The 19,282-nt window shown below is 38.1% G+C and carries 21 protein-coding genes and 5 tRNA genes; 3 read left to right on the forward strand and 23 right to left on the reverse strand.

Features of this window, described 5'->3' with window-relative positions; genetic code table 11:
• Nucleotide 1 precedes the first annotated feature (1 nt).
• The 6 genes from AC4D4B_RS15605 to AC4D4B_RS15630 all read right to left on the reverse strand — a co-directional run bounded on the left by AC4D4B_RS15605 (nucleotide 2) and on the right by AC4D4B_RS15630 (nucleotide 1,154).
• A tRNA-Lys gene (locus AC4D4B_RS15605) sits at nucleotides 2-77 on the reverse strand.
• Nucleotides 78-81: 4 nt separating this feature from the next.
• Nucleotides 82-156 (reverse strand) — tRNA-Gln (locus AC4D4B_RS15610).
• 68 nt (nucleotides 157-224) lie between these two features.
• Nucleotides 225-301: transfer RNA gene (locus tag AC4D4B_RS15615), tRNA-Asp, on the reverse strand.
• 5 nt (nucleotides 302-306) lie between these two features.
• A tRNA-Met gene (locus AC4D4B_RS15620) sits at nucleotides 307-380 on the reverse strand.
• A 37-nt stretch (nucleotides 381-417) separates the two neighbouring features.
• Nucleotides 418-492 (reverse strand) — tRNA-Glu (locus AC4D4B_RS15625).
• A 197-nt stretch (nucleotides 493-689) separates the two neighbouring features.
• Nucleotides 690-1,154, reverse strand: a complete 465-nt coding sequence (locus tag AC4D4B_RS15630; protein WP_490996980.1) for a SprT family protein — start codon at nucleotides 1,152-1,154, stop codon at nucleotides 690-692.
• A 114-nt stretch (nucleotides 1,155-1,268) separates the two neighbouring features.
• Between AC4D4B_RS15630 and cmpA the strand changes: the two genes are divergently transcribed.
• A complete protein-coding gene (gene cmpA / locus AC4D4B_RS15635; RefSeq protein WP_491000479.1) occupies nucleotides 1,269-1,388 on the forward strand; it encodes a cortex morphogenetic protein CmpA in 120 nt (39 codons plus the stop codon).
• A 20-nt stretch (nucleotides 1,389-1,408) separates the two neighbouring features.
• Here the strand turns inward: cmpA and AC4D4B_RS15640 are convergent, their stop codons facing one another.
• The 14 genes from AC4D4B_RS15640 to acpS all read right to left on the reverse strand — a co-directional run bounded on the left by AC4D4B_RS15640 (nucleotide 1,409) and on the right by acpS (nucleotide 12,620).
• Entirely contained in the window at nucleotides 1,409-3,574 is a 2,166-nt protein-coding gene (locus AC4D4B_RS15640; RefSeq protein WP_490996981.1) for a Tex family protein, read from the reverse strand.
• 104 nt (nucleotides 3,575-3,678) lie between these two features.
• Nucleotides 3,679-4,281: a PP2C family serine/threonine-protein phosphatase gene (locus AC4D4B_RS15645; protein WP_490996982.1), complete on the reverse strand. Its 603-nt coding sequence runs from the start codon at nucleotides 4,279-4,281 to the stop codon at nucleotides 3,679-3,681.
• On the reverse strand, nucleotides 4,278-5,078 hold the full coding sequence (sigB, locus tag AC4D4B_RS15650; protein ID WP_490996983.1) for an RNA polymerase sigma factor SigB: 801 nt from the start codon (nucleotides 5,076-5,078) through the stop codon (nucleotides 4,278-4,280). Before sigB ends, AC4D4B_RS15645 begins: the two co-directional genes overlap by 4 nt.
• Nucleotides 5,056-5,529, reverse strand: a complete 474-nt coding sequence (rsbW, locus tag AC4D4B_RS15655; RefSeq protein WP_066102448.1) for an anti-sigma B factor RsbW — start codon at nucleotides 5,527-5,529, stop codon at nucleotides 5,056-5,058. Before rsbW ends, sigB begins: the two co-directional genes overlap by 23 nt.
• Nucleotides 5,526-5,858, reverse strand: a complete 333-nt coding sequence (locus AC4D4B_RS15660; RefSeq protein WP_066102453.1) for an anti-sigma factor antagonist — start codon at nucleotides 5,856-5,858, stop codon at nucleotides 5,526-5,528. The genes rsbW and AC4D4B_RS15660 overlap by 4 nt, the downstream gene beginning before the upstream one ends.
• A 61-nt stretch (nucleotides 5,859-5,919) precedes the next feature.
• A complete protein-coding gene (locus tag AC4D4B_RS15665) occupies nucleotides 5,920-6,930 on the reverse strand; it encodes a PP2C family protein-serine/threonine phosphatase (RefSeq protein WP_491000480.1) in 1,011 nt (336 codons plus the stop codon).
• 11 nt (nucleotides 6,931-6,941) lie between these two features.
• The gene (locus AC4D4B_RS15670) at nucleotides 6,942-7,343 is read right to left on the reverse strand and encodes an anti-sigma regulatory factor (protein WP_066102671.1); all 402 of its coding nucleotides are present in this window, start codon (nucleotides 7,341-7,343) and stop codon (nucleotides 6,942-6,944) included.
• Nucleotides 7,344-7,347: 4 nt separating this feature from the next.
• The gene (locus tag AC4D4B_RS15675; RefSeq protein ID WP_066102458.1) at nucleotides 7,348-7,704 is read right to left on the reverse strand and encodes an STAS domain-containing protein; all 357 of its coding nucleotides are present in this window, start codon (nucleotides 7,702-7,704) and stop codon (nucleotides 7,348-7,350) included.
• Nucleotides 7,701-8,537: an RsbT co-antagonist protein RsbRA gene (locus tag AC4D4B_RS15680; protein WP_491000481.1), complete on the reverse strand. Its 837-nt coding sequence runs from the start codon at nucleotides 8,535-8,537 to the stop codon at nucleotides 7,701-7,703. Before AC4D4B_RS15680 ends, AC4D4B_RS15675 begins: the two co-directional genes overlap by 4 nt.
• Nucleotides 8,538-8,874: 337 nt before the next feature.
• Nucleotides 8,875-9,237: a type II toxin-antitoxin system PemK/MazF family toxin gene (locus tag AC4D4B_RS15685; RefSeq protein ID WP_066102464.1), complete on the reverse strand. Its 363-nt coding sequence runs from the start codon at nucleotides 9,235-9,237 to the stop codon at nucleotides 8,875-8,877.
• Nucleotides 9,230-9,511 carry a CopG family ribbon-helix-helix protein gene (locus AC4D4B_RS15690; RefSeq protein WP_049672447.1) on the reverse strand — a complete coding sequence of 94 codons (282 nt, stop codon included), beginning with the start codon at nucleotides 9,509-9,511 and terminating at the stop codon, nucleotides 9,230-9,232. Before AC4D4B_RS15690 ends, AC4D4B_RS15685 begins: the two co-directional genes overlap by 8 nt.
• A 160-nt stretch (nucleotides 9,512-9,671) precedes the next feature.
• Nucleotides 9,672-10,844: an alanine racemase gene (gene alr / locus AC4D4B_RS15695; protein WP_491000482.1), complete on the reverse strand. Its 1,173-nt coding sequence runs from the start codon at nucleotides 10,842-10,844 to the stop codon at nucleotides 9,672-9,674.
• Between the two features lie 123 nt (nucleotides 10,845-10,967).
• Nucleotides 10,968-11,963, reverse strand: coding sequence for a LolA family protein (locus AC4D4B_RS15700; protein ID WP_491000483.1), 996 nt, complete (start codon nucleotides 11,961-11,963; stop codon nucleotides 10,968-10,970).
• 303 nt (nucleotides 11,964-12,266) lie between these two features.
• Nucleotides 12,267-12,620: a holo-ACP synthase gene (acpS, locus tag AC4D4B_RS15705; protein WP_490996988.1), complete on the reverse strand. Its 354-nt coding sequence runs from the start codon at nucleotides 12,618-12,620 to the stop codon at nucleotides 12,267-12,269.
• Between the two features lie 96 nt (nucleotides 12,621-12,716).
• On the opposite strand from acpS, the gene AC4D4B_RS15710 reads away from it, so the two are divergent.
• Together AC4D4B_RS15710 and AC4D4B_RS15715 are read left to right on the forward strand one after the other, a co-directional pair.
• Complete coding sequence (locus tag AC4D4B_RS15710) at nucleotides 12,717-13,304, forward strand: rhomboid family intramembrane serine protease (protein ID WP_491000484.1); 588 nt, start codon at nucleotides 12,717-12,719, stop codon at nucleotides 13,302-13,304.
• An 82-nt stretch (nucleotides 13,305-13,386) separates the two neighbouring features.
• The gene (locus AC4D4B_RS15715) at nucleotides 13,387-14,526 is read left to right on the forward strand and encodes an AimR family lysis-lysogeny pheromone receptor (protein WP_491000485.1); all 1,140 of its coding nucleotides are present in this window, start codon (nucleotides 13,387-13,389) and stop codon (nucleotides 14,524-14,526) included.
• On the opposite strand, the gene uvsE is transcribed toward AC4D4B_RS15715, so the two are convergent.
• From uvsE to AC4D4B_RS15730, 3 genes are all read right to left on the reverse strand, one after another.
• Nucleotides 14,486-15,472 (reverse strand): UV DNA damage repair endonuclease UvsE, encoded by a 987-nt coding sequence (gene uvsE / locus AC4D4B_RS15720; protein WP_491000486.1) that lies wholly within the window; start codon nucleotides 15,470-15,472, stop codon nucleotides 14,486-14,488. The genes AC4D4B_RS15715 and uvsE overlap by 41 nt on opposite strands.
• A 97-nt stretch (nucleotides 15,473-15,569) precedes the next feature.
• A complete protein-coding gene (gene cshA, locus AC4D4B_RS15725) occupies nucleotides 15,570-17,063 on the reverse strand; it encodes a degradosome RNA helicase CshA (protein ID WP_066102485.1) in 1,494 nt (497 codons plus the stop codon).
• Between the two features lie 765 nt (nucleotides 17,064-17,828).
• Nucleotides 17,829-19,196, reverse strand: a complete 1,368-nt coding sequence (locus AC4D4B_RS15730) for a UDP-N-acetylmuramoyl-tripeptide--D-alanyl-D-alanine ligase (RefSeq protein WP_490996992.1) — start codon at nucleotides 19,194-19,196, stop codon at nucleotides 17,829-17,831.
• Nucleotides 19,197-19,282: the final 86 nt, after the last annotated feature.

The raw sequence follows: 19,282 nt of genomic DNA on the forward strand, positions 1-19,282 counted from the left end.
ATGGTGAGCCATGAAGGACTCGAACCTTCGACCCTCTGATTAAAAGTCAGATGCTCTACCGACTGAGCTAATGGCTCTAAATGGCTGGGCTAGCAGGATTCGAACCTACGAATGACGGAGTCAAAGTCCGTTGCCTTACCGCTTGGCTATAGCCCAAAGGTGTTTTATAACACACTTTTTATTATAATCACTTTTCTCTTGTAAGATAAGTGTTATTTTATAAATGGCGGTCCGGACGGGACTCGAACCCGCGACCTCCTGCGTGACAGGCAGGCATTCTAACCAACTGAACTACCGGACCATTTATTGCGGGGACAGGATTTGAACCTGCGACCTTCGGGTTATGAGCCCGACGAGCTACCAGACTGCTCCACCCCGCGACGATATTAATCCCGCTCAAACAATCTGAGGTTTGATTGGTGACCCCTACGGGATTCGAACCCGTGTTACCGCCGTGAAAGGGCGGTGTCTTAACCGCTTGACCAAGGGGCCGTTCATTACTTTCAGTCTCTCAAGCACTTTCTCATCTCTCTAAAACTTCAAGTGCCCTTGTCGACTTTATCTATTATAATGAATCTCTTTTAACATGTCAACACTTTTTTTAAAAAGTTTTTTTGTTAAAGTTTCGATGTCATTTTTGTTTTCGGCTTTAATAAGGCCGCTCAAATAAGTTACCATGTTAGCAAGGTCTATGTCAACGATTTTTTTAAAATAATTTTTCCGCGACATTTTCCACATACATATTTCTTCGTATCAAGCTGTCTTTTTCGTCTATATTCCAGGCCGCAAGACCGGCATTCATAAATCCATTTCACAGGTCGTACAGCTCGGATATTACTTTCCAAAGTCGAGCAAAAACGAGGTGAGTTGGTCTTTGCCATCAATTGTTTAAAGTCCCGATCACCATGCCTGTATCCCTTCCCTTGGAGATGTAGGTGATAATGGCATAATTCATGTTTAATAATTCCCTTTATCTCTTCCATTCCTAGTTCATCTAAGTATCTTCGATTAATCTCAATATTATGGCTGACTAATAAATACCGTCCCCCTGTTGTTCTTAACCTGTTATTAAAAATCGCCTTATGAGTGAATGGCATTCCAAAATCCTCTATGGATATTTTTTCAACTAATTTCTGTAATTCCCGGTCCGTCATAAGTTAAACCTCCACACTTTTAAAGTAACAAACCCGACGGCTATTACATACAATAAACTAACCATGGGCTTATCACCTATTCATAGTACAACATTTATGAAAGGAGGTCTAAACATGCCTGCTTGGTTACAAAACCAAATTCAAAGAGCCTTTCTTGAAAAAAACAGCAAGCAAGTACAGCTATTGAATCAATGTTGGTTTTTTTATAAAAAAAGCATTACCCAATATGATTAAGGCAATGCTTCACGTTTATATTAGCCAGTCGGATTTATCATTGTAAGGGCAATTCGTTCTTTAGGTATATCTACTTGATCAACCCAGACAGTAACCACATCCCCAACTGATACAACATCCATTGGGTGCTTTACATATCGATTGCTCAATTTTGAGATATGGACTAAACCAGCCTGCTTTACGCCAATATCAATAAATGCACCAAAATCAACGACATTACGAACAACACCTTGAAGCTCCATCCCTTGCTTAAGATCTTCCATCTTGAGCACATCGGATTTTAATAGAGGTGCAGCCAATTCGTCACGCGGATCTCGTTCTGGTCTCATCAAGGCATCCAGAATATCTCCTAGTGTGATTTCGCCAATATTCAATTTCTCCGCTATCTCACTTTTCTTCACCGTGGTTAGCGCTTCTCTTAATCGTTCACTTCCTAAATCATCCGTTGTGAAACCGAGCATTTTCAACAAAGAACGAACGGACTGATAGTTTTCAGGATGTATTGATGTTCGATCAAGCGGCTCTTCCCCACCAATTACTCTTAAAAACCCAATGGCTTGTTCATAAGTTTTCGCACCAAGCCTTGGAATCTTTTTTAAAGAAGCCCGATTTCGGAATGCTCCTTCTTCCTCTCTCTTTTTTACGATATTTTGAGCTACAGACTTGGAAAGACCCGCCACATATTGCAATAGGGAAGGAGAAGCTGTGTTCACATTAACCCCCACTCGGTTTACTGCCGTTTCAACCACAAAACCAAGTGACTCATTCAGTTTTTTTTCTGAAACATCATGTTGATATTGGCCAACACCTACAGATTTAGGATCTATCTTCACCAATTCAGCCAGGGGATCCTGTAGTCTTCTTGCAATCGAGACCGCACTTCGCTGCTCGACCTGTAAATCTGGAAACTCTTCTCTTGCGATATCCGACGCCGAATAAACACTTGCCCCGGCCTCATTTACAATTACGTAATAGATTTTTTCACTTTGCTTCTTCAACGTATCTGCAATGAATTGTTCTGTCTCTCGAGATGCTGTTCCATTCCCGATTGTGATGATTTCTATATTATATCTTTTGAGTATAGTCAGAATAGTCTCCATTGATTCTTTCTTTTTAGCTACTGGAGGATGCGGATAAATCACTCCTACCTCAAGCATTTTTCCTGTAGGATCGACTACTGCATATTTACAGCCTGTACGATAAGCAGGATCTACACCCAATACCATTTTTCCCTTTAAAGGCGGCTGAAGCAGTAAATTTTTGAGATTCTCAGAAAAAATATAGATAGCTTGATCTTCAGCCTTTTCCGTCAATTCATTGCGAATTTCTCTTTCAATAGAGGGCTGAATCAATCGCTTATAGCTATCTTCTATTGCTTCCTTTATAATCCCTGCACTCGGGTTGGTTGGATTCAAATTCATTTTTCTGGCGAGATATTCCATTATTTTTTGTGTATCGTTTTTGATGGAAACTCGGAGCACTCCCTCTTTTTCACCACGATTAAGCGCCAAAATTCGATGAGGAACTATTTTTCCAATTGCTTCCTCATAGTCATAGTACATCTCAAATACCTTTTTCTCATCTTTTTCTTCATCTTTACTTACAGATTTAATCGAACCAAACTTAAATGTCTCATCCCGAATCCATTTTCTAAAAGAGGCATTATCAGATATATTCTCTGCTATAATATCTTTCGCACCATCTATAGCTTCTTCTGGCGTTGCCACTCCCAATTCCAGATCAACAAATTGAGCAGCTTTTTCAAGCGGATTTGCAGTTTGAGGAGCTTCCATAATCCATTTCGCCAACGGTTCTAATCCTTTTTCTTTTGCAACCGTTGCTTTTGTACGACGCTTTTGTTTAAAAGGACGATACAAATCTTCAACAGTTTGCAGTTTTACTGCCTTGATGATTTGACGCGATAACTCGTCTGTGAGTTTCCCTTGCTCCTCAATAATACGCAGGACTTCTTCCTTTCTTTTTTCCAAATTATCGAGATAGCTCCACCTTTCAGAAATCGTTCTAATTTCAACCTCATCCAATGAGCCAGTCATTTCTTTTCGATACCGAGCGATAAAAGGAATAGTATTACCATCCTCTAGAAGCGCCAATACATTAGATACTTGACTCCCCTTAACCGAAAGCTCTGCCGCTATATATTGAACCAATTCATTCTTTGACTTCATTAACAAACCTTCCCTCTGCAAATAATTACCTTTATAGTATCATAACCTTTTCTGCTTCAAATACTGGACTATCCCAAATAACACAAAAAAGAAGTCTCTTATAATTATAAAAGACTCCCAAAAATAAATGTAATATCGTCGTTCAAAGCACTATTTTGACTTTCTAATTTTTTCGCAGTTTCTTCAAGAGAACTAGCATTTCGCAAGAAATTTTTCGTTCCCTTCATTTCAAATCCATCGGAGTGAATGAAAAATTTAGTGGCCGGAGTATATGTAAACTGTTGAGTATGGAATTTCTGTTTTCTTCCAGATAAATATCCGGTTACAGGTAGGGGATAAATCATTTTATCATTTGGAGGATATAGATAGAAACGAATATTACCAACACAGCTATACTGGAATTCTTTCTTTTTGAAATCTACTTTTAAAATAGCGACAGCGGCGCCTCGCTTTCCTAACAAAGCCTGATTACATCGTTCCATAATAGCTCCAACATCCTCACTCTGATATTCCCGGACTACATTAGTAACCGCCCGAGAAGATTCATGAGCAAACTCCCCTGAACCCAATCCATCTGCGATGACACATACAAAGTAATCATCCGTCACTTCATAAAAATAGTCATCTCCACATAACAGCTTTCCTTGTTTAGGTGACTGAGACACAATTAATTGTACTCTACTATCCCTTAGCACTTCGTGATTCACCGTATATACTCCGAATTCTCAGCATTAATAGCTTCCTGCAATTTTTTTATCGCACGGCGTTGAAGACGGGATACGTGCATTTGAGATATACCTAATCGATCTCCAGCTTCCTTTTGACTTAGATTCTCTAAATAGGTGTATTGTATGATTTTCTTTTCGCGATCTGATAATACATGGAGAACTTTCTCCAAGACCAATCGCTGATTCACCTTTTCATACCCCTCGTCGACATTTCCGAAAATATCTAATAACGTGACTGTTCCACCGTCTGAATCTGCCTCGATTGAGTGATCCACTGATAGAGCTTGATAACTTTTACTCATTTCCATCGCTTCTAAAATCTCTTCCTCAGAAACTTCTAAGTACTGAGCAATTTCTTCAATCTTAGGGGAGCGATGTAACTCTGAGGTAAGTTCTTCAACAGTCGACTTGATTTTCGGGCCAAGTTCTTTAATTCTGCGAGGAACGTGGACACTCCATGTTTTATCCCGTAAAAAGCGTTTAATCTCCCCAATTATCGTCGGGACAGCAAAAGCTTCGAAGCTTTTTCCGAAGGAATCATCATACCTGCGAATCGCACCCAGCAATCCGATCATACCAACCTGAGCAATATCCTCATGATACGATTTTCCCTTTGAATACTTTCTCGCAATCGTTTCAACTAGCCCCGTATAGTGCTGAACAAGTTGAGCCTGTGCTTCTTCATCTCCATGGATTTGATAGGCTTTAATCCATTCCGTGACTTGGTCTCTCATTTGTGCCTTTTTCTCATCACTAGTTTGAGATTGTTTCTGCATCACTCTCCACCTGCTCTCCCTCAAGAAACTTCGTCATGAACACTGTAACACCTTCATTATGGTGTATTTTCACTTCATCCATGAGCGTTTCAATCAGATATAGACCTAATCCTCCTTCTCTTAAGAATTCCACTGATTGGTCTCTCTCATAAGGCCCCAAGCCTTGTCGCACCTCTTCAAAATCACAACTTTCTCCATTATCGACCACCATTACTTCAAGTCGGTCTTCATATAATCCAAAGCCAATGATAACTTCCCCATCACGCTCGCCCTTGTACGCATGCTGAACTGCATTTGTACAAGCCTCACTCGTAGCAATTTTCAAATCTTCTATACTATCATATGAAAAACCCATACGGCTGGCTATTCCCGATAAAGTTAGTCTCATTACCCCGATAAATTCAGGTTTTGCAGGTATCTTCATTTCAATATATTCGTATGTTTCACTCATTGCGTTCCACCCTCTGCATGGCTTTTTATATGGATTATATCCGCTAAACCAGTGATTTCAAAAAGACGATGTAATCTCTCTGATAGTCCGATGATTCTAAAATCTCCATTGTGCGCTCGAACATTTTTAAATAATCCTACAAATACTCCAAGACCCGTGCTGTCCATATAAGAAACATCGGTTAAATCAATAATCATGACTACTTTATCTTGATCCGACAAAGGAAATAATGTCTCCCTTAACTTCGGTGCCGTGTATGCATCTATCTCGCCTTTAACATTTACATGTATTTCAGAATTCACATTTTGTACATCAATAGAAATATTCATGAATTGTACCTCTCCTCAAAAAGTCATGTTCCGCTATCCTTCTTTACCCGAAATTATCCATTTAAAACTTCCGTCTCATAATTATCAAGGTAAAATCATCCCTCAATTGAAAATGTTGCATCTTTTCCAACTTTTTATAGAGATTGTTTACGATGGTTTGGGCATCTAAATGAATAGATTCCCGAATAAATTGAACCAACGTATCTCTTTCTATAAATCCCTCATTTGTCCTGCACTCTGTTACCCCATCAGATAGAAGGATAATCATATCGCCTATTTCAATCTTTCTTTCATATTGCCTGTATACTGTTTTTTTATCTACACCAAGCAACAGACCCTTAGCCGTTAACTCGGTAAATTCATTTTTTTCGTAGTTATAGAAAAATCCCGGTTCATGGCCTGCTGAAGCATATGTAAAAATATGATTCGAGGGATCATATAGACCATAGAACATCGTTATGAACATACTCGGTCCAACATTTTGCTCCACAACACGGTTAATGCTTTCCAGAACACTCGCTGGGGATGTGCGATGCTCTGGTAAGGAATCCATCGCGTACTTAATCATGGACATACATAATGCCGCCGGTATCCCTTTGCCAATAATATCAGCAATTGCTACAGCCACTCGATTATGCTCATCCTGAACAAAATGAAAATAATCTCCGCTCATGTGCTTAGCCGGAACACTTATGGCTCCAATTTCAAGATTTTTTAGTACAGGAACTCGCGTTTCCAATAAAGTCTGCTGAACATTAGCCGCTATCTCCATCTCACTCTTCAGTTCTCTTTGTTGATGGCGGAGGCTCTGCAATTCACGAAATGCCACACCATACTCCATCATAATTTCCAATAAAAAATCAAAAGAGTGGCTGACTTCCTCCGAAATATCAGGATGTATTTCTTTTAGCGTATTTTTATGCAAACTTATTATCTCTTCAGGTGATACCATCTGTTCTATAGCTTCTTTGCTGATTTTATGCCCGAGATATAACGCTTTTTCCGTATGCTCTTTCAAGTAATTCGAGAGAGCTTCACGGTATCTATCCTCCATGCACTCTCTATTTTCCACATATCTTCCCCCTATCGGAGCCATTTAGTAGACATTATTCGCGTACCCTTTCCAACATCAGAGTCAATATCAAAGTCATCCATCAATCTTTTGACTCCCGGCAAACCAGCTCCCAGACCTCCTGATGTTGTATATCCATCTTCCATTACTCTTCTTATATCACTTATTCCAGGACCATTATCCTCTGCTATGACTCTAAGACCTGTTCTCCCATTGTCATAGACCTTTTCAATGCATATTTGGCCCTGCCCTGCATAGAGATAGATATTCCTTGCTAATTCGCTTATGGTTGTGGTTATTCTTGCCTGATCCACGGTGCCAAACCCCAGCTCTTTGGCCACATTTCTGCCCACTTGTCGGGCTGCAACAATATCCCACTCATTAAGAATTTTTACGTAGGATTGGGTGCTCATCATGCTAGTCCCCCAGTTCCTTTTGTAATTTCTCCAAACCCTTTTCAAGATCCAACGCTGTCATAACATCGGATAATGTAATGCCTAATTCAATTAATGTGATGGCAACTGCAGGCTGTATTCCCGTAATCACTACTTTTGCTCCCATTAATTTTGACATGTCAATGACATCGCCAAGGACTTTTGCTATAAAAGAATCGATGATATCTACTGATGTTAGATCGATCACCACTCCATTTGCATTTGTTTCATGTATCTTATGCAGTAAATCCTCCTGAAATTGCAGCGCTGTTGCGTCATCCAATTCCCATTGAATAGAAATCAGGAGACAATCATGCAATTTTAATATTGGAATCCTCATACTAATTCCTCCGGTGTTACGATAATTTTTCTATTTGTAATTTCCAGGGCAGCCTCTACACCCTTTTTCAATGTATTTTTAGTGATGATTTCATCTAAATTAATGCCGAGGTTGACAATTGTTTGAGCAATCTCCGGACGTATTCCTACCAACATACAACGGGCACCAACCAAACGAACAGCTTCTGCTGCCTGAATAATATGATGAGCCACCATGGTGTCAACGACAGGCACTCCAGTAATATCAATCAAGACTACCTCTGAACGATGCTTCACTACACCATCTAAAAGGTTCTCCATAATTTGTCGCGCACGCTCTGTGTCTATAGTGCCTATAAGAGGCATTACAGTAATCCCTTCAAATACTGGAATAAGTGGTGCTGATAATTCCTGAAGTGCAATTTTTTGCAAAGAAACTGTTCGTTCCCACGTAGATGTATAAACATTCAGAATTTCATTATTTAAAGGGGTAATCCACTCGTCAAAATCCAGCACAATCTCAAGCTGGTTATCCCTTGTCATTACCCCTTCATTTACCATACCGTCTGTAACAACCACATTAAATGCTTTCAATCCTTCATTCACAAATGTTAACGGCCATCCTAAACGAATAATTTTAGCTGCAAAATCGCTAAGTTTCACTTTAAATTCTTCATCAGAATCTTTAATATTAGAAATCAACACTTCAATAAATTCATTGCTTGTGTGAATAAACATTTGATCTGAAACAATCTTAATGACTCGATCATCCGCTTTATCCTTTACACGATCAATCCATTGCTGCAAAATGACATCTTTATGACTCTGGATATAGTTTTGCACAAGTTTATTCATTAGTTCCTCCTCCATCAAGTTTTCTGTTTGATCATTTTATATGGATACATGTACTTTAATTTATTAAATAATTTCAAAAAAATCATATTCACAAACTATTATAAACACTTAAAAAGGAAATAGGAAATCTTAAATCCCTTCGTAATATTGCCTTAATAGCGCTACCACCTATTTGTAATTTCTATAACCTATACTTCATTCCCTTTTTGTTATTAACTTAAACTAAAAATAAGTCTTTCTAAGTTAAAAAGCACAAAAAAACTGCCAAGAATTCATGATTCTTGGCAGTCTAACCTTCAACACAGAAGTATATTTATTATTAATAATCTTTTTACTATTACAATTCCACGAGTCCCAGACTGATTTGGAGCGCATTATCAACCTTACGCATCATTTCATCATCCAGCTGTGTTATTTTATCTGTCAATCTCTGCTTATCAATTGTTCGAATTTGTTCAAGTAAAATAACAGAATCGCGCTCGAATCCATATTTTTGGGCGTCAATTTCTACATGGGTAGGCAGTTTCGCTTTTTGTATTTGAGCCGTAATTGCCGCAATAATTACGGTAGGGCTAAATCGATTACCGATATCATTCTGAATAACAAGTACAGGTCTTACCCCTCCTTGCTCAGATCCAACCACTGGAGACAAATCAGCGAAATACACATCACCACGTTTAACATTTAAACCCTTATTCACCGCTAACTAAACGCTCCACAGCATGTTCAGCTTCATATTCTGCCTGGAAAGCTTCTGCAGCCATAGTTAAATTAATATTGGCCATCTCCATATATCCACGGCGCATGGATTCGCGAAACTCTTTCTTTTTACGTTCTTGCAAGTACATTTTAGTTGCTTGATAAATAAATTCGCTTCGATTCACATTTTCTTCTCTCACGTATCCATCCAACTCACTTAGCAAATTTTGGGGCAAGCGTATTAGAATTTCCGTAGTTGCACTGGACTCAGACACAGGCAAACACCTCCACCATCACTACAAACCACATAGTTCTTTACTATTATATCTTACCATTATTACTTCTGCATGCAAAGGTGTCTAGTACATTTCTTTCTTATTATGAGACTAAATAGTTGCCCTTTATTCATTATTCATGCACATATGTGCTAAATAATTAATAATGAAATAACTGATTTACAGTTTCAACAATTAAACCATCCTGCTTATACACTCGAGGGACTCTGCTTGATAGTTGACAAATAACCTCGTAATTAATCGTTTCTAATTTCTCAGCTATCTCATCAACCGTAATTGTCTCATCACTATCGCTTCCGATGAGAGTAACCACTGTATCCTCAGGAACACCCTGATCTAATTTAACCATGCATTGATCCATACAGATGCGTCCAACAATAGGCGCCCTATGTCCATTAACCAGTACAGATTGCCCAGATAATTTTCTGATCCATCCATCCGCATATCCAATAGGCAAAGTGGCAATCCACTCAGGCTCACCCGCTGTATACGTCGCACCGTACCCTACTGTATCCCCCATTGCAATCTTCTTGATTTGCTTTATCTTTGTATAAAGAGATAAAGCAGGCTTCAACGTTACAGGGAGATCGTTTGTTATTTCCGGTGATGGGCTTAAGCCATACATAGAAATACCGAGTCTTACTGTATTGAAATAGGCATCAGGATATCTCATAGCTGCCGCACTATTACTAGTATGAATGTAAGGCGGCAAGTATTCCATATTATCAAGAATCTCCTTGAATTTCAACAATTGGTTTTGGGTTTTGTCCAAGTCCAACTCATCTGCACTGGAAAAATGAGTGAATATACCTTCAAGATGAATATAATCTTGATTCTTAAGCATATATTCAATTTCTTTCATTTCTTGTATATTTCTTATCCCAAGCCTGCCCATGCCTGTATCAATTTTCACGTGTATGTTTAGCGGTTTCTTTATATTTTCTTCCTGTAAATATGCTATAGCTTTCCCTATCCAATCAATGTCATGTACATTTAATGAAATATTGTACTGCACGGCTACCTTCGAGTCTTTCGCTCTAGTGGAACCAAGTACTAAAATCGGTACTTTTATACCTGCCTGACGCAGCCTGATCGCTTCATCCAAGAAAGCTACGGCCAAACTGGTTGCTCCGGCACTTAATGCCATTTCAGCTACTTGCCGATCTCCATGCCCATATGCATTTGCCTTTACAACCGCCATGATGTCAGTAGTTGGAGGCAAAAGATGTCTAAACTGTTCAACATTATGCTTTATATGATCTAAATTGATTTCTGCCCATGTATCTCTATACGATAATTGACTATTTTTCATAAGAGGTTTACCTACCTTTAGATGATTATAATTTGATTATTCCCCTTAATGAAAGGATAGTCAATTCATTCCTCAGAAACTAAAAAGAAATAGACCTGCCTTTATTAACAGGTCCATTCACTCCTATTTTTCTGCTGTTTCCTGCACTGATTTCGCAACCATGACCATCTCGTCTGCTGTGAGATTTTTTGCTGCCAGCATGAAATCGATCCCTTCATAAGACCAGGATATGGAGTTTTCGGTCATATTGCCAATCGTGAAACCTAAATCAACAGGCTCACCTTCTGCTATGGTGACCGCAGCTTCTTTGACAATCTTTGATTTAGTTTCTATTAACGTGTACTGTTTTTCATCACCCGCAAATGTCAGAACAGCTCGTTTCCCATCCTCTGTTTCAATCAGTTTCTCGCCTGCAGGCTCCACACCCTGTATCTCGGCTGTTGGATATTGAGTTACAAAATCAATCTCTTCCTCAGAAGACATGACCGGCACTTCCAATTGTGCTCCTGTCATATTCTTTTTCACATCAAAATCGCTATTGCTGTAATTCGGATTGAACTTCGTTTTTTCAAATTCAACTTGAACTAATGTATTACGATCAGAATCCATTACCTCTACACTTACCGGCTCCAGTGTTTTACGGTCAAATTTCACAACCTGCAGCGGGAGCATCTTATTGTTCTGATATCTTGTTTTTGTCTCAAACACATAATTATCCTCTGTTGCCTTAAAGGTTGCATCCTCATCAACAGTTACATCCGTAATTAAAGACTCATACAGATAAGCCTGAGAGCTATTTTTTGGCCACTCACTTTGAAACTTAAAACTTTTATTAAGCGCTGGTGTTAATACAAATACCCCTTCTTTATTCCGCAAGATGATTTGACTTTGATCTTTTTGAGCATTTTTCAAGTTTACCCGGTAATTGGATGGAGATTGATACCACACTTCAACATCATACACTTGTGGCTCCGTGCCCATTTTTAAGGTCATTTTCGCATCTGCTTTGTATCCCTTTAATTCATTCATCTTTTCCGTTAATGCGTCTACAACTTCAGTTTGCGATTTTTCCCCGCAGCCTGCTAAGACCAACATAAATCCCAATGTCAGCGTCAGCATCATTAACCTCCTCAAGATCTCATCCCCTTTTAACAGTAGTAAGTAAAAGGGAGAGGAAAGCCCGATCCGGTTCGTTCATTTACATTCCAGTACATTTTAAGATACATCTTTTCAAAACATTCTTTATTTCTGCTATTCTTATGTTAATTCATTATCGCTGTTGAATGCCCACAAAGAGTGTTATATCTTAAATACGCATGGGTAATAAATGTCCAAAACAAGGCCTTGTCTCTCCAATTCGTTAATTGAATATATGAGACAAACCTTCTGATTATGTGCTTGCAGGGGACAAACATTTTATTTTTATCTTTTTTCGAGTAGAACCTGAGCAGCCGCATATTGTTTAGTATGGGTAATACTTAAGTGTGCCTTTACCTCTAAAGGATGTTTGATCATTGGTTTACCATTCTTATCAGGAATAATACTAATATCATGGAACGATAATTTACCGCCGATACCTGTACCATTTGCTTTCGAAAATGCCTCTTTAGCAGAAAATCGTCCGGCAAACCACTCAATTTTCCGATTTTCGCCAAGTGACAGATAGTATTCCTTTTCATCTTCAGTTAGTATACGATCAACAAATTTAGGCTGCCGTTTAAGAATATCTCTCACTCTCTCAAGTTCAATAATATCGATACCAATTCCAACAATCATTGGTTCACACCCTCACAATTAATATAGCTATTTACGTTTAAACACTACCTCATTATAAATGATTTACCAAATCTTATTATGTAAGGATGATGTCTTTTGTTCACTCGTACCGAAAGTTTCGGGCAATTTATTCGTTTTTATCCAGGAGTCAGTCTTTTAACAGCTGTTTGTGTAGTCCTTTTTATTATCACTTCTTTGCCAATCTCTCTTGGAAGAGATCTTTACACCTTATTTAGTGGAGTTAACCTTTTCATTGCAGAGGGTGAATATTGGAGATTGGTCACACCAATCTTTCTTCACATTGGCTTTTCCCATCTATTATTCAATAGTTTCTCCTTAATTATCATTGGTCCTGGATTGGAAAATATATTAGGTACATTTCGATTCAGTCTACTTTTTATACTGTCTGGCACCCTTGCAAATGTTCTTACATTCTTTGCAGAACCTTTAATGTATGCTCATGTGGGGGCCAGTGGTTCCATTTATGGATTATTTGGATGTTTTGTTTATATTATCTTTTTTAGAAAAGATTTAATTTCACCACAAAATTCACAGGTGATACTAGCTTTAATTATAATCGGTGTAGTCATGTCTTTTTTTCAATCATCTATTAATATTACTGGGCATCTCGGCGGTCTTATAATGGGCTTCGCACTCTCCCGTCTTTTTTTAGTTAACCGATAATTGGATGAATCTATTTCCTCTCTAGGAAAAATTAACTATAATAGAAATAGTATCTTTAAATTAGAGAGAGAAGGTAGAAGCTATGGATTTATCATTCAGTAAATTTTTGATTCCTCAACCCATAAAAGGAAATGGCCAAGAATGCCTTACATTTTCTATCCCTGAATGGATAAATTTATCTGACACCTTCTCTATTCATACATATGAACAGTATCATCCAATCTATGTCATGCAGGCTATGGCTTCTTTATCACTGACAAATGAAAAGGAAGCCTTCAAAATTGTAAAATTATATTACTGCAAATGTACATCTGGAGTAGTTCAGAGACTCTTTGTCCTGGAATATTTATTCCGTTTAGGATGCATGGATTGGATTAAAACATTAATACTCGAAGATTCCTCCAACCCAGAAAATAATGAATTAAGAAAGGTATTTGCTATTTATATTGCTCAGGCAGAAGGTCAGATCGATAACTCAGAGCTTATTGATCAAGTATTTAATCTGTCATCGAGCTGTTTAGAAATTAATATTGCTTCTATCATTTCACATATGTATGGTATTAGTCAGTTAAGATTGCAAGAGCCACTCAATAAATTAATAAAAGCCGTCGAACCCATGCTTTTACTGTGTAAGGAGAAGGATTTACTGTCTATTTTTAAAATACAGCTTGGAGAAATGTATTTAGTCTCTATGTTATGCAGCAGCACAAATCCAGAGAACGTTCGAAACGCCTGCCAACAATACTTTAACAATAAAGATTTATTGCAACAATTCCCTACTCTGGAAATCAGCCTGTCTCACATCATAGCTCATTCTTATATGTTCGATAGTTTCCTTATAGCAAAAGAATGGGTTATGAAGGGATTGAATCTGTTGAAAAATGTCCATACGCAACGCAGACCTTATTTAGAGGCTTCACTTAATTGTTCTTTGGATATATTCAGGAGCTTATGGCGCAGAGAATTGGATATACAACCGACATCACCATCTGAAAAAGCCTATCGTTATATGGTAACTGGCCAAACGAATCAGGGAAGCAAGTTATTAGAGACATTGCAAACAGAAAAAGGATCTCTCACCCTTTTTGAACACTTTTATTTAGCTATTGGTAAAGGTCCTCAAGAATTACGAGAGGCACAGCACCTTTTCATACATAGCCGTAATTACTATTATGCCAAGCTTATTGACTTTCATTTGTCACAGGCTCATACGAAAATATAGCACCACCCATTATTTTAAAGCCATCCAGCAATTTTAATTGCTCGATTAACTTGAAAACAGCGAAATCTTTATGCTTTGCCTCCAGCATACAATCAATTTGGCTTGTCAAATGATTATTGCCCCGCACTAATTCAATCATTTCTTCTTTTTGCACATGATCAGCATGTGCTTTTTTATTTTTTTCATTCTTCGGAGATGAAAGATGTACTTTAACAGGCAAGCTTGAATTACCCCAGGTTTGTACAATCCTTGGCCAATGCTCTTTCCAATCTCCCTGACTATTTAGTTTATGATGGTGCAAATCAAATACCATGGGAATAGATAGTTTTTCACACAGGTAAAGGGTATCCTGTATGCCAAATAGCGTATCATCATTTTCCAATATAATCATTTCCTGAATATCCGCAGGCACATATCCCCAATTATGAATAAATTGTTCAAGAGCTTGTTCCTTATCTTGATATAAACCACCAATATGTAATACACAACGATGTTTTGGCGATAATCCAAAAGCTTTTAGTAATCGAAAATGCATCCTTAATGTCTTAATTGATGTTTTCAAGATATTCTTATCTTCACTATTTAAAACAACGAAGTGATCCGGATGAAAATCAATTCTCATATGAGAATGCTTTTTTAGATATTCTTTAATCGCACTTGTTTCCTCTTTTATACCGGCCATATAGTTCCAATCTTCTAAATCCGGATGGTTGGCAAGTGGTATTAATTTTGAGGAAAATCGAAAGAATTGGATACCATTTACTTCATTATGAATTAATAAACGAAGGCAGTTTTTAAGATTGGTTTTTGCAATTTTCTCCAGTCTTTTTATAGCGGCTTCTCTATTTGCCAGCTTGCTGAATTGCGCATATGTCATTGTTTTTGAGGGGGATGCATTTTTCAATTCCATACTCATAGCTACATAACCTAAGCGAATAATAGTCATAAGATTTACTCACCTCCTATGCTTATTATGAACAATAGAAGGTAATTCATTACAAAAAGGCCAATCCTAATGTGTAGGATTGGCCTTTATTTAAATCTTATTTACTTGTGTTTTTTGGTTTAGAGTTTGAGTAAGACTTTCTGCGTCCACCTTGATTGGTGCTGCTGCTGCGTCTTCTGTCTCCGCCACCACGGCTATCTCTGTCTCCGCCTCTGTTATATGGACGTTTGCTTCCGCCACCTTTTCCGCCTTTATAGCCATCTTTGCGGAATGGAAGTGGTCTCTCTTCTGAGATGGTTACAGGCTTTTCATCCGGCTCTCTAATGAACAATTTCAATGCTGCAGCAACTAATTCCTCTGCAGTATGATCTTCTATCATTTCTTTAGCCAACGGAAGATATGCCGTTAAGTCCTCAGAAGAAACAACATTGTACAATTTTTCTTTTACAGTTCTTTGCTGTCCTTCAAGCGCATCTGTAACAGTTGGAGCTTTTATACGCTCCATTTTCTTTTTAGTGGTGCGTTCAACCACTTCAAGATAAGACATTTCACGTGGAGTTACGAATGTAACTGCCATACCTTCTTTACCCGCTCTTCCTGTACGTCCAATACGGTGAACATAACTTTCAGGATCCTGAGGAATATCAAAGTTATAAACATGAGTAACACCGGAAATATCAAGACCACGTGCAGCCACATCCGTAGCTACCAATATATCGACTGCTCCCTCTTTAAACTTGCGTAAGACTGACATACGACGTGCTTGTGTCAAATCACCATGGATTCCTTCAGCTGTATAACCACGTACTGTTAATGCTTCTGCTAATTCATCAACACGACGTTTAGTACGGCCAAATATAATAGCTAATTCCGGCGTATGGATATCAATTAGACGAGTTAATGCATCGAATTTTTCTCTTTCCGGAACACGTACATAATATTGGCTGATTGCCGGTACAGTCATTTCTCTCGCTTTTACACGAACTGTTTTTGGTTCATGCATGAATCTTTCGGCTATACGACGAATTGGATCAGGCATAGTTGCAGAGAACAATAGAGTTTGGTGATTATCTGGAACAGAAGATAGAATAGATTCAATATCTTCAATGAATCCCATGTTCAACATTTCATCTGCTTCATCAAGAACTACAGTATGAACATTGTTCAAACGAATTGTTTTTCTGTTAATATGATCCAATAGTCTTCCTGGTGTACCCACGATGATATGCGGACGTTTTTTTAACGCACGGATTTGACGAGTTATATCCTGACCGCCATATACTGCCAGAACGCGGGAACGGTTGCCTGCTCCGATTTTGTAAAGCTCTTCAGAAACCTGAATAGCAAGTTCACGTGTCGGTGCAATGATTAATCCCTGAATTTCGTCTCTTTTTACATCGATTTTTTCAATCATCGGAATTCCAAACGCAGCAGTTTTACCAGTACCTGTTTGAGCTTGTCCGATTAAATCCCCACCCTGCAATGCAAGTGGAATCGTTTCAGATTGGATTGGAGTTGCTTCTTCAAACCCCATGCCTTCTACTGCTCTTAATGTGTCGCTGCTAATTCCTAATTCACTAAATAATGTCATTAATTTTTCTACCCCCAAGATAGGTGTTATTTTAACAATTGCTTCAATATATTTTTCATTCCTGTAAAACAGGATTACGGTCAATTTAATCATGCCTGTTGCACAGGGTTCGATCTCACAAAAAAAAGCGGCCGTCAGTATCCCGGCAGCATGAGTTCATAAGTCCAATTCATTTGGAAAATTTTCATGAAACGCATGTATTTAACTTATGTTAACAAAAACAGACCGGGATTGCAAATAATCGCACTTGCAATATTCTATTATGCTATTTTTCCTGCTTCAAATCTTCAAGCTATTAACAGATACCTTTGTGGTTCTAAATTAGCTAATTTAAGAACTGTATTCTCCCTTTTTAAAGCCGTTGATGGGTGAAGAATAGGCGCTGCACACTAATCTTGTACACGATAAGCCGTTATAGTCACGATTTGTTTTAAATAAAATAGAGGTTTATAAACATATTTACAGAATTTTGTTTGTAGTACACATAGATGATTTATGCCAGGACTCGATTTATACAAAGCAATCGGATCTTGGTATCAAAATTAAATAAAATATTACATTTACCTACTAATCAATCGATTGATTAACTAACCTAGTTTAGTGTGCAGCATAAAAACGCCAATTAACTAATAAATAACCTCTATTTACATACAGTTATATATTACCCAGATTTCATTCAAATCATGCAGATATGTATAAAATTTTTAAAAATGTCATTCATCCTTAAAGAATGAATGACATCGTGGGATAGTATATCTTTAAGGTTTAGTCTTGAAGGCTACGAACGACTTCTTCAAGTCTCATCCCTCTCGAAGCTTTGACCAACACAATAGAATGTTCATCAATGACTTCTTTTAACTTCAATGATAATTGATCCTTATCACTGAAATGATAAATGCGTTCTTTATTCAAATTTTCTGCAGCACCTTCGGCAATCTTTTCAGCCAATTTACCATACGTAAAGACATAATCAATCTCCTCTGTGATTAATTCACCCATTTTGGAGTGATACATCTCTTCCTCTGGTCCCAATTCAAGCATATCGCCTAGTACAAGAATCTTCTTGCCCGTACCTGTCATCCCTTTCACTAATTCAATAGCTGCTTTAACTGAAGTCGGGCTGGCATTATAAGCATCGTTTATGATTTTTTCGCCTCTCGCTCCAAAGGATACTTCCATCCGCATATTAGATAGTTTTACTTCAGCAAGACCTGTAGTGATTTGTTCCCAGGAGACTCCCATCGTTCTGCCGGCAGCTATCGCCGCCAATGCATTCAACACATTATGATTGCCTAAGAGCGGCAATACAAAAGAATGATTACCATCTACATCAATTGTAAATTCCATTTCATTCTCTCCTGCTTTGCTTTGAACAGGATAATAGTCATTTGTCATACTGCTGCCAAATGTAATCTGCTTATAAGCATGCTTGGATACCCTACTTAACAGAAGAGGTTCATCTCCATTAAAGATGAGTGTTCCATCCTTCTTTAAACCCTCGACAATTTCCATTTTGGCGTCTGCAATTCCCTCGCGAGAACCTAAGTCTAGTAAATGTGCCTCACCAATATTAGTAATAATCGCTACGTCAGGTTGTCCAATCTGTGAAAGGAGTGAAATCTCCCCACTGCTGCTCATTCCCATTTCTAGTATCAGGATTTCTGTATCTTCCGGAGCAGACAAAATCGTAAGTGGCAATCCAATGTGATTGTTGTAATTTCCACTTGTTTTATGTACCCGATATTTTGTTTTCATGATCGAGGCAGTCATATCTTTAGTAGTCGTTTTCCCATTACTTCCTGTAATCCCGATTACTTTCGTATCCAACTCATGTAAATATGCTCTGGATAACTGTTGTAATGCCTTTAAACTATCCTTAACAAAAATCAATGCTCTGCTTTCAGGAGGATTCGGTGCATCTGATTCCCAGAATGAAGCAGCTGCTCCCTGAGCGAAAGCTGCCTCTACATGATTATGCCCATTGCTATTTTCACCCTGCAAAGGAACAAATAGATTGCCTTCCTCGATTTTTCTTGTATCATTTGTTACTCCTGAAACAAGTATATCTTCGAAACCTTCATTTATACTCCCGTCTACCATAGCTGCAATTTCAGCCAATGTACGTTTGATCATATTAATCCTCCATTACCCTTTATCATCCCTGAAACAGATACAGCCAATTAAAGAAAAATCGGCTGTACAGCATTCCTCTGCCGTTT

The sequence above is a fragment of the Pradoshia sp. Z6_59 genome, assembly GCF_058267515.1.

Bases quoted from the DNA above. Each gene is read 5' to 3' on its own strand.
- AC4D4B_RS15630 (WP_490996980.1), bottom strand. From the start codon at position 1,154: ATGACGGACCGGGAATTACAGAAATTAGTTGAAAAAATATCCATAGAG.
- cmpA (WP_491000479.1), top strand. From the start codon at position 1,269: ATGCCTGCTTGGTTACAAAACCAAATTCAAAGAGCCTTTCTTGAAAAA.
- AC4D4B_RS15640 (WP_490996981.1), bottom strand. From the start codon at position 3,574: ATGAAGTCAAAGAATGAATTGGTTCAATATATAGCGGCAGAGCTTTCG.
- sigB (WP_490996983.1), bottom strand. From the start codon at position 5,078: ATGCAGAAACAATCTCAAACTAGTGATGAGAAAAAGGCACAAATGAGA.
- rsbW (WP_066102448.1), bottom strand. From the start codon at position 5,529: ATGAGTGAAACATACGAATATATTGAAATGAAGATACCTGCAAAACCT.
- AC4D4B_RS15660 (WP_066102453.1), bottom strand. From the start codon at position 5,858: ATGAATATTTCTATTGATGTACAAAATGTGAATTCTGAAATACATGTA.
- AC4D4B_RS15670 (WP_066102671.1), bottom strand. From the start codon at position 7,343: ATGAGCACCCAATCCTACGTAAAAATTCTTAATGAGTGGGATATTGTT.
- AC4D4B_RS15675 (WP_066102458.1), bottom strand. From the start codon at position 7,704: ATGAGGATTCCAATATTAAAATTGCATGATTGTCTCCTGATTTCTATT.
- AC4D4B_RS15680 (WP_491000481.1), bottom strand. From the start codon at position 8,537: ATGAATAAACTTGTGCAAAACTATATCCAGAGTCATAAAGATGTCATT.
- alr (WP_491000482.1), bottom strand. From the start codon at position 10,844: ATGAAAAATAGTCAATTATCGTATAGAGATACATGGGCAGAAATCAAT.
- AC4D4B_RS15700 (WP_491000483.1), bottom strand. From the start codon at position 11,963: ATGCTGACGCTGACATTGGGATTTATGTTGGTCTTAGCAGGCTGCGGG.
- acpS (WP_490996988.1), bottom strand. From the start codon at position 12,620: ATGATTGTTGGAATTGGTATCGATATTATTGAACTTGAGAGAGTGAGA.
- AC4D4B_RS15715 (WP_491000485.1), top strand. From the start codon at position 13,387: ATGGATTTATCATTCAGTAAATTTTTGATTCCTCAACCCATAAAAGGA.
- uvsE (WP_491000486.1), bottom strand. From the start codon at position 15,472: ATGACTATTATTCGCTTAGGTTATGTAGCTATGAGTATGGAATTGAAA.
- cshA (WP_066102485.1), bottom strand. From the start codon at position 17,063: ATGACATTATTTAGTGAATTAGGAATTAGCAGCGACACATTAAGAGCA.
- AC4D4B_RS15730 (WP_490996992.1), bottom strand. From the start codon at position 19,196: ATGATCAAACGTACATTGGCTGAAATTGCAGCTATGGTAGACGGGAGT.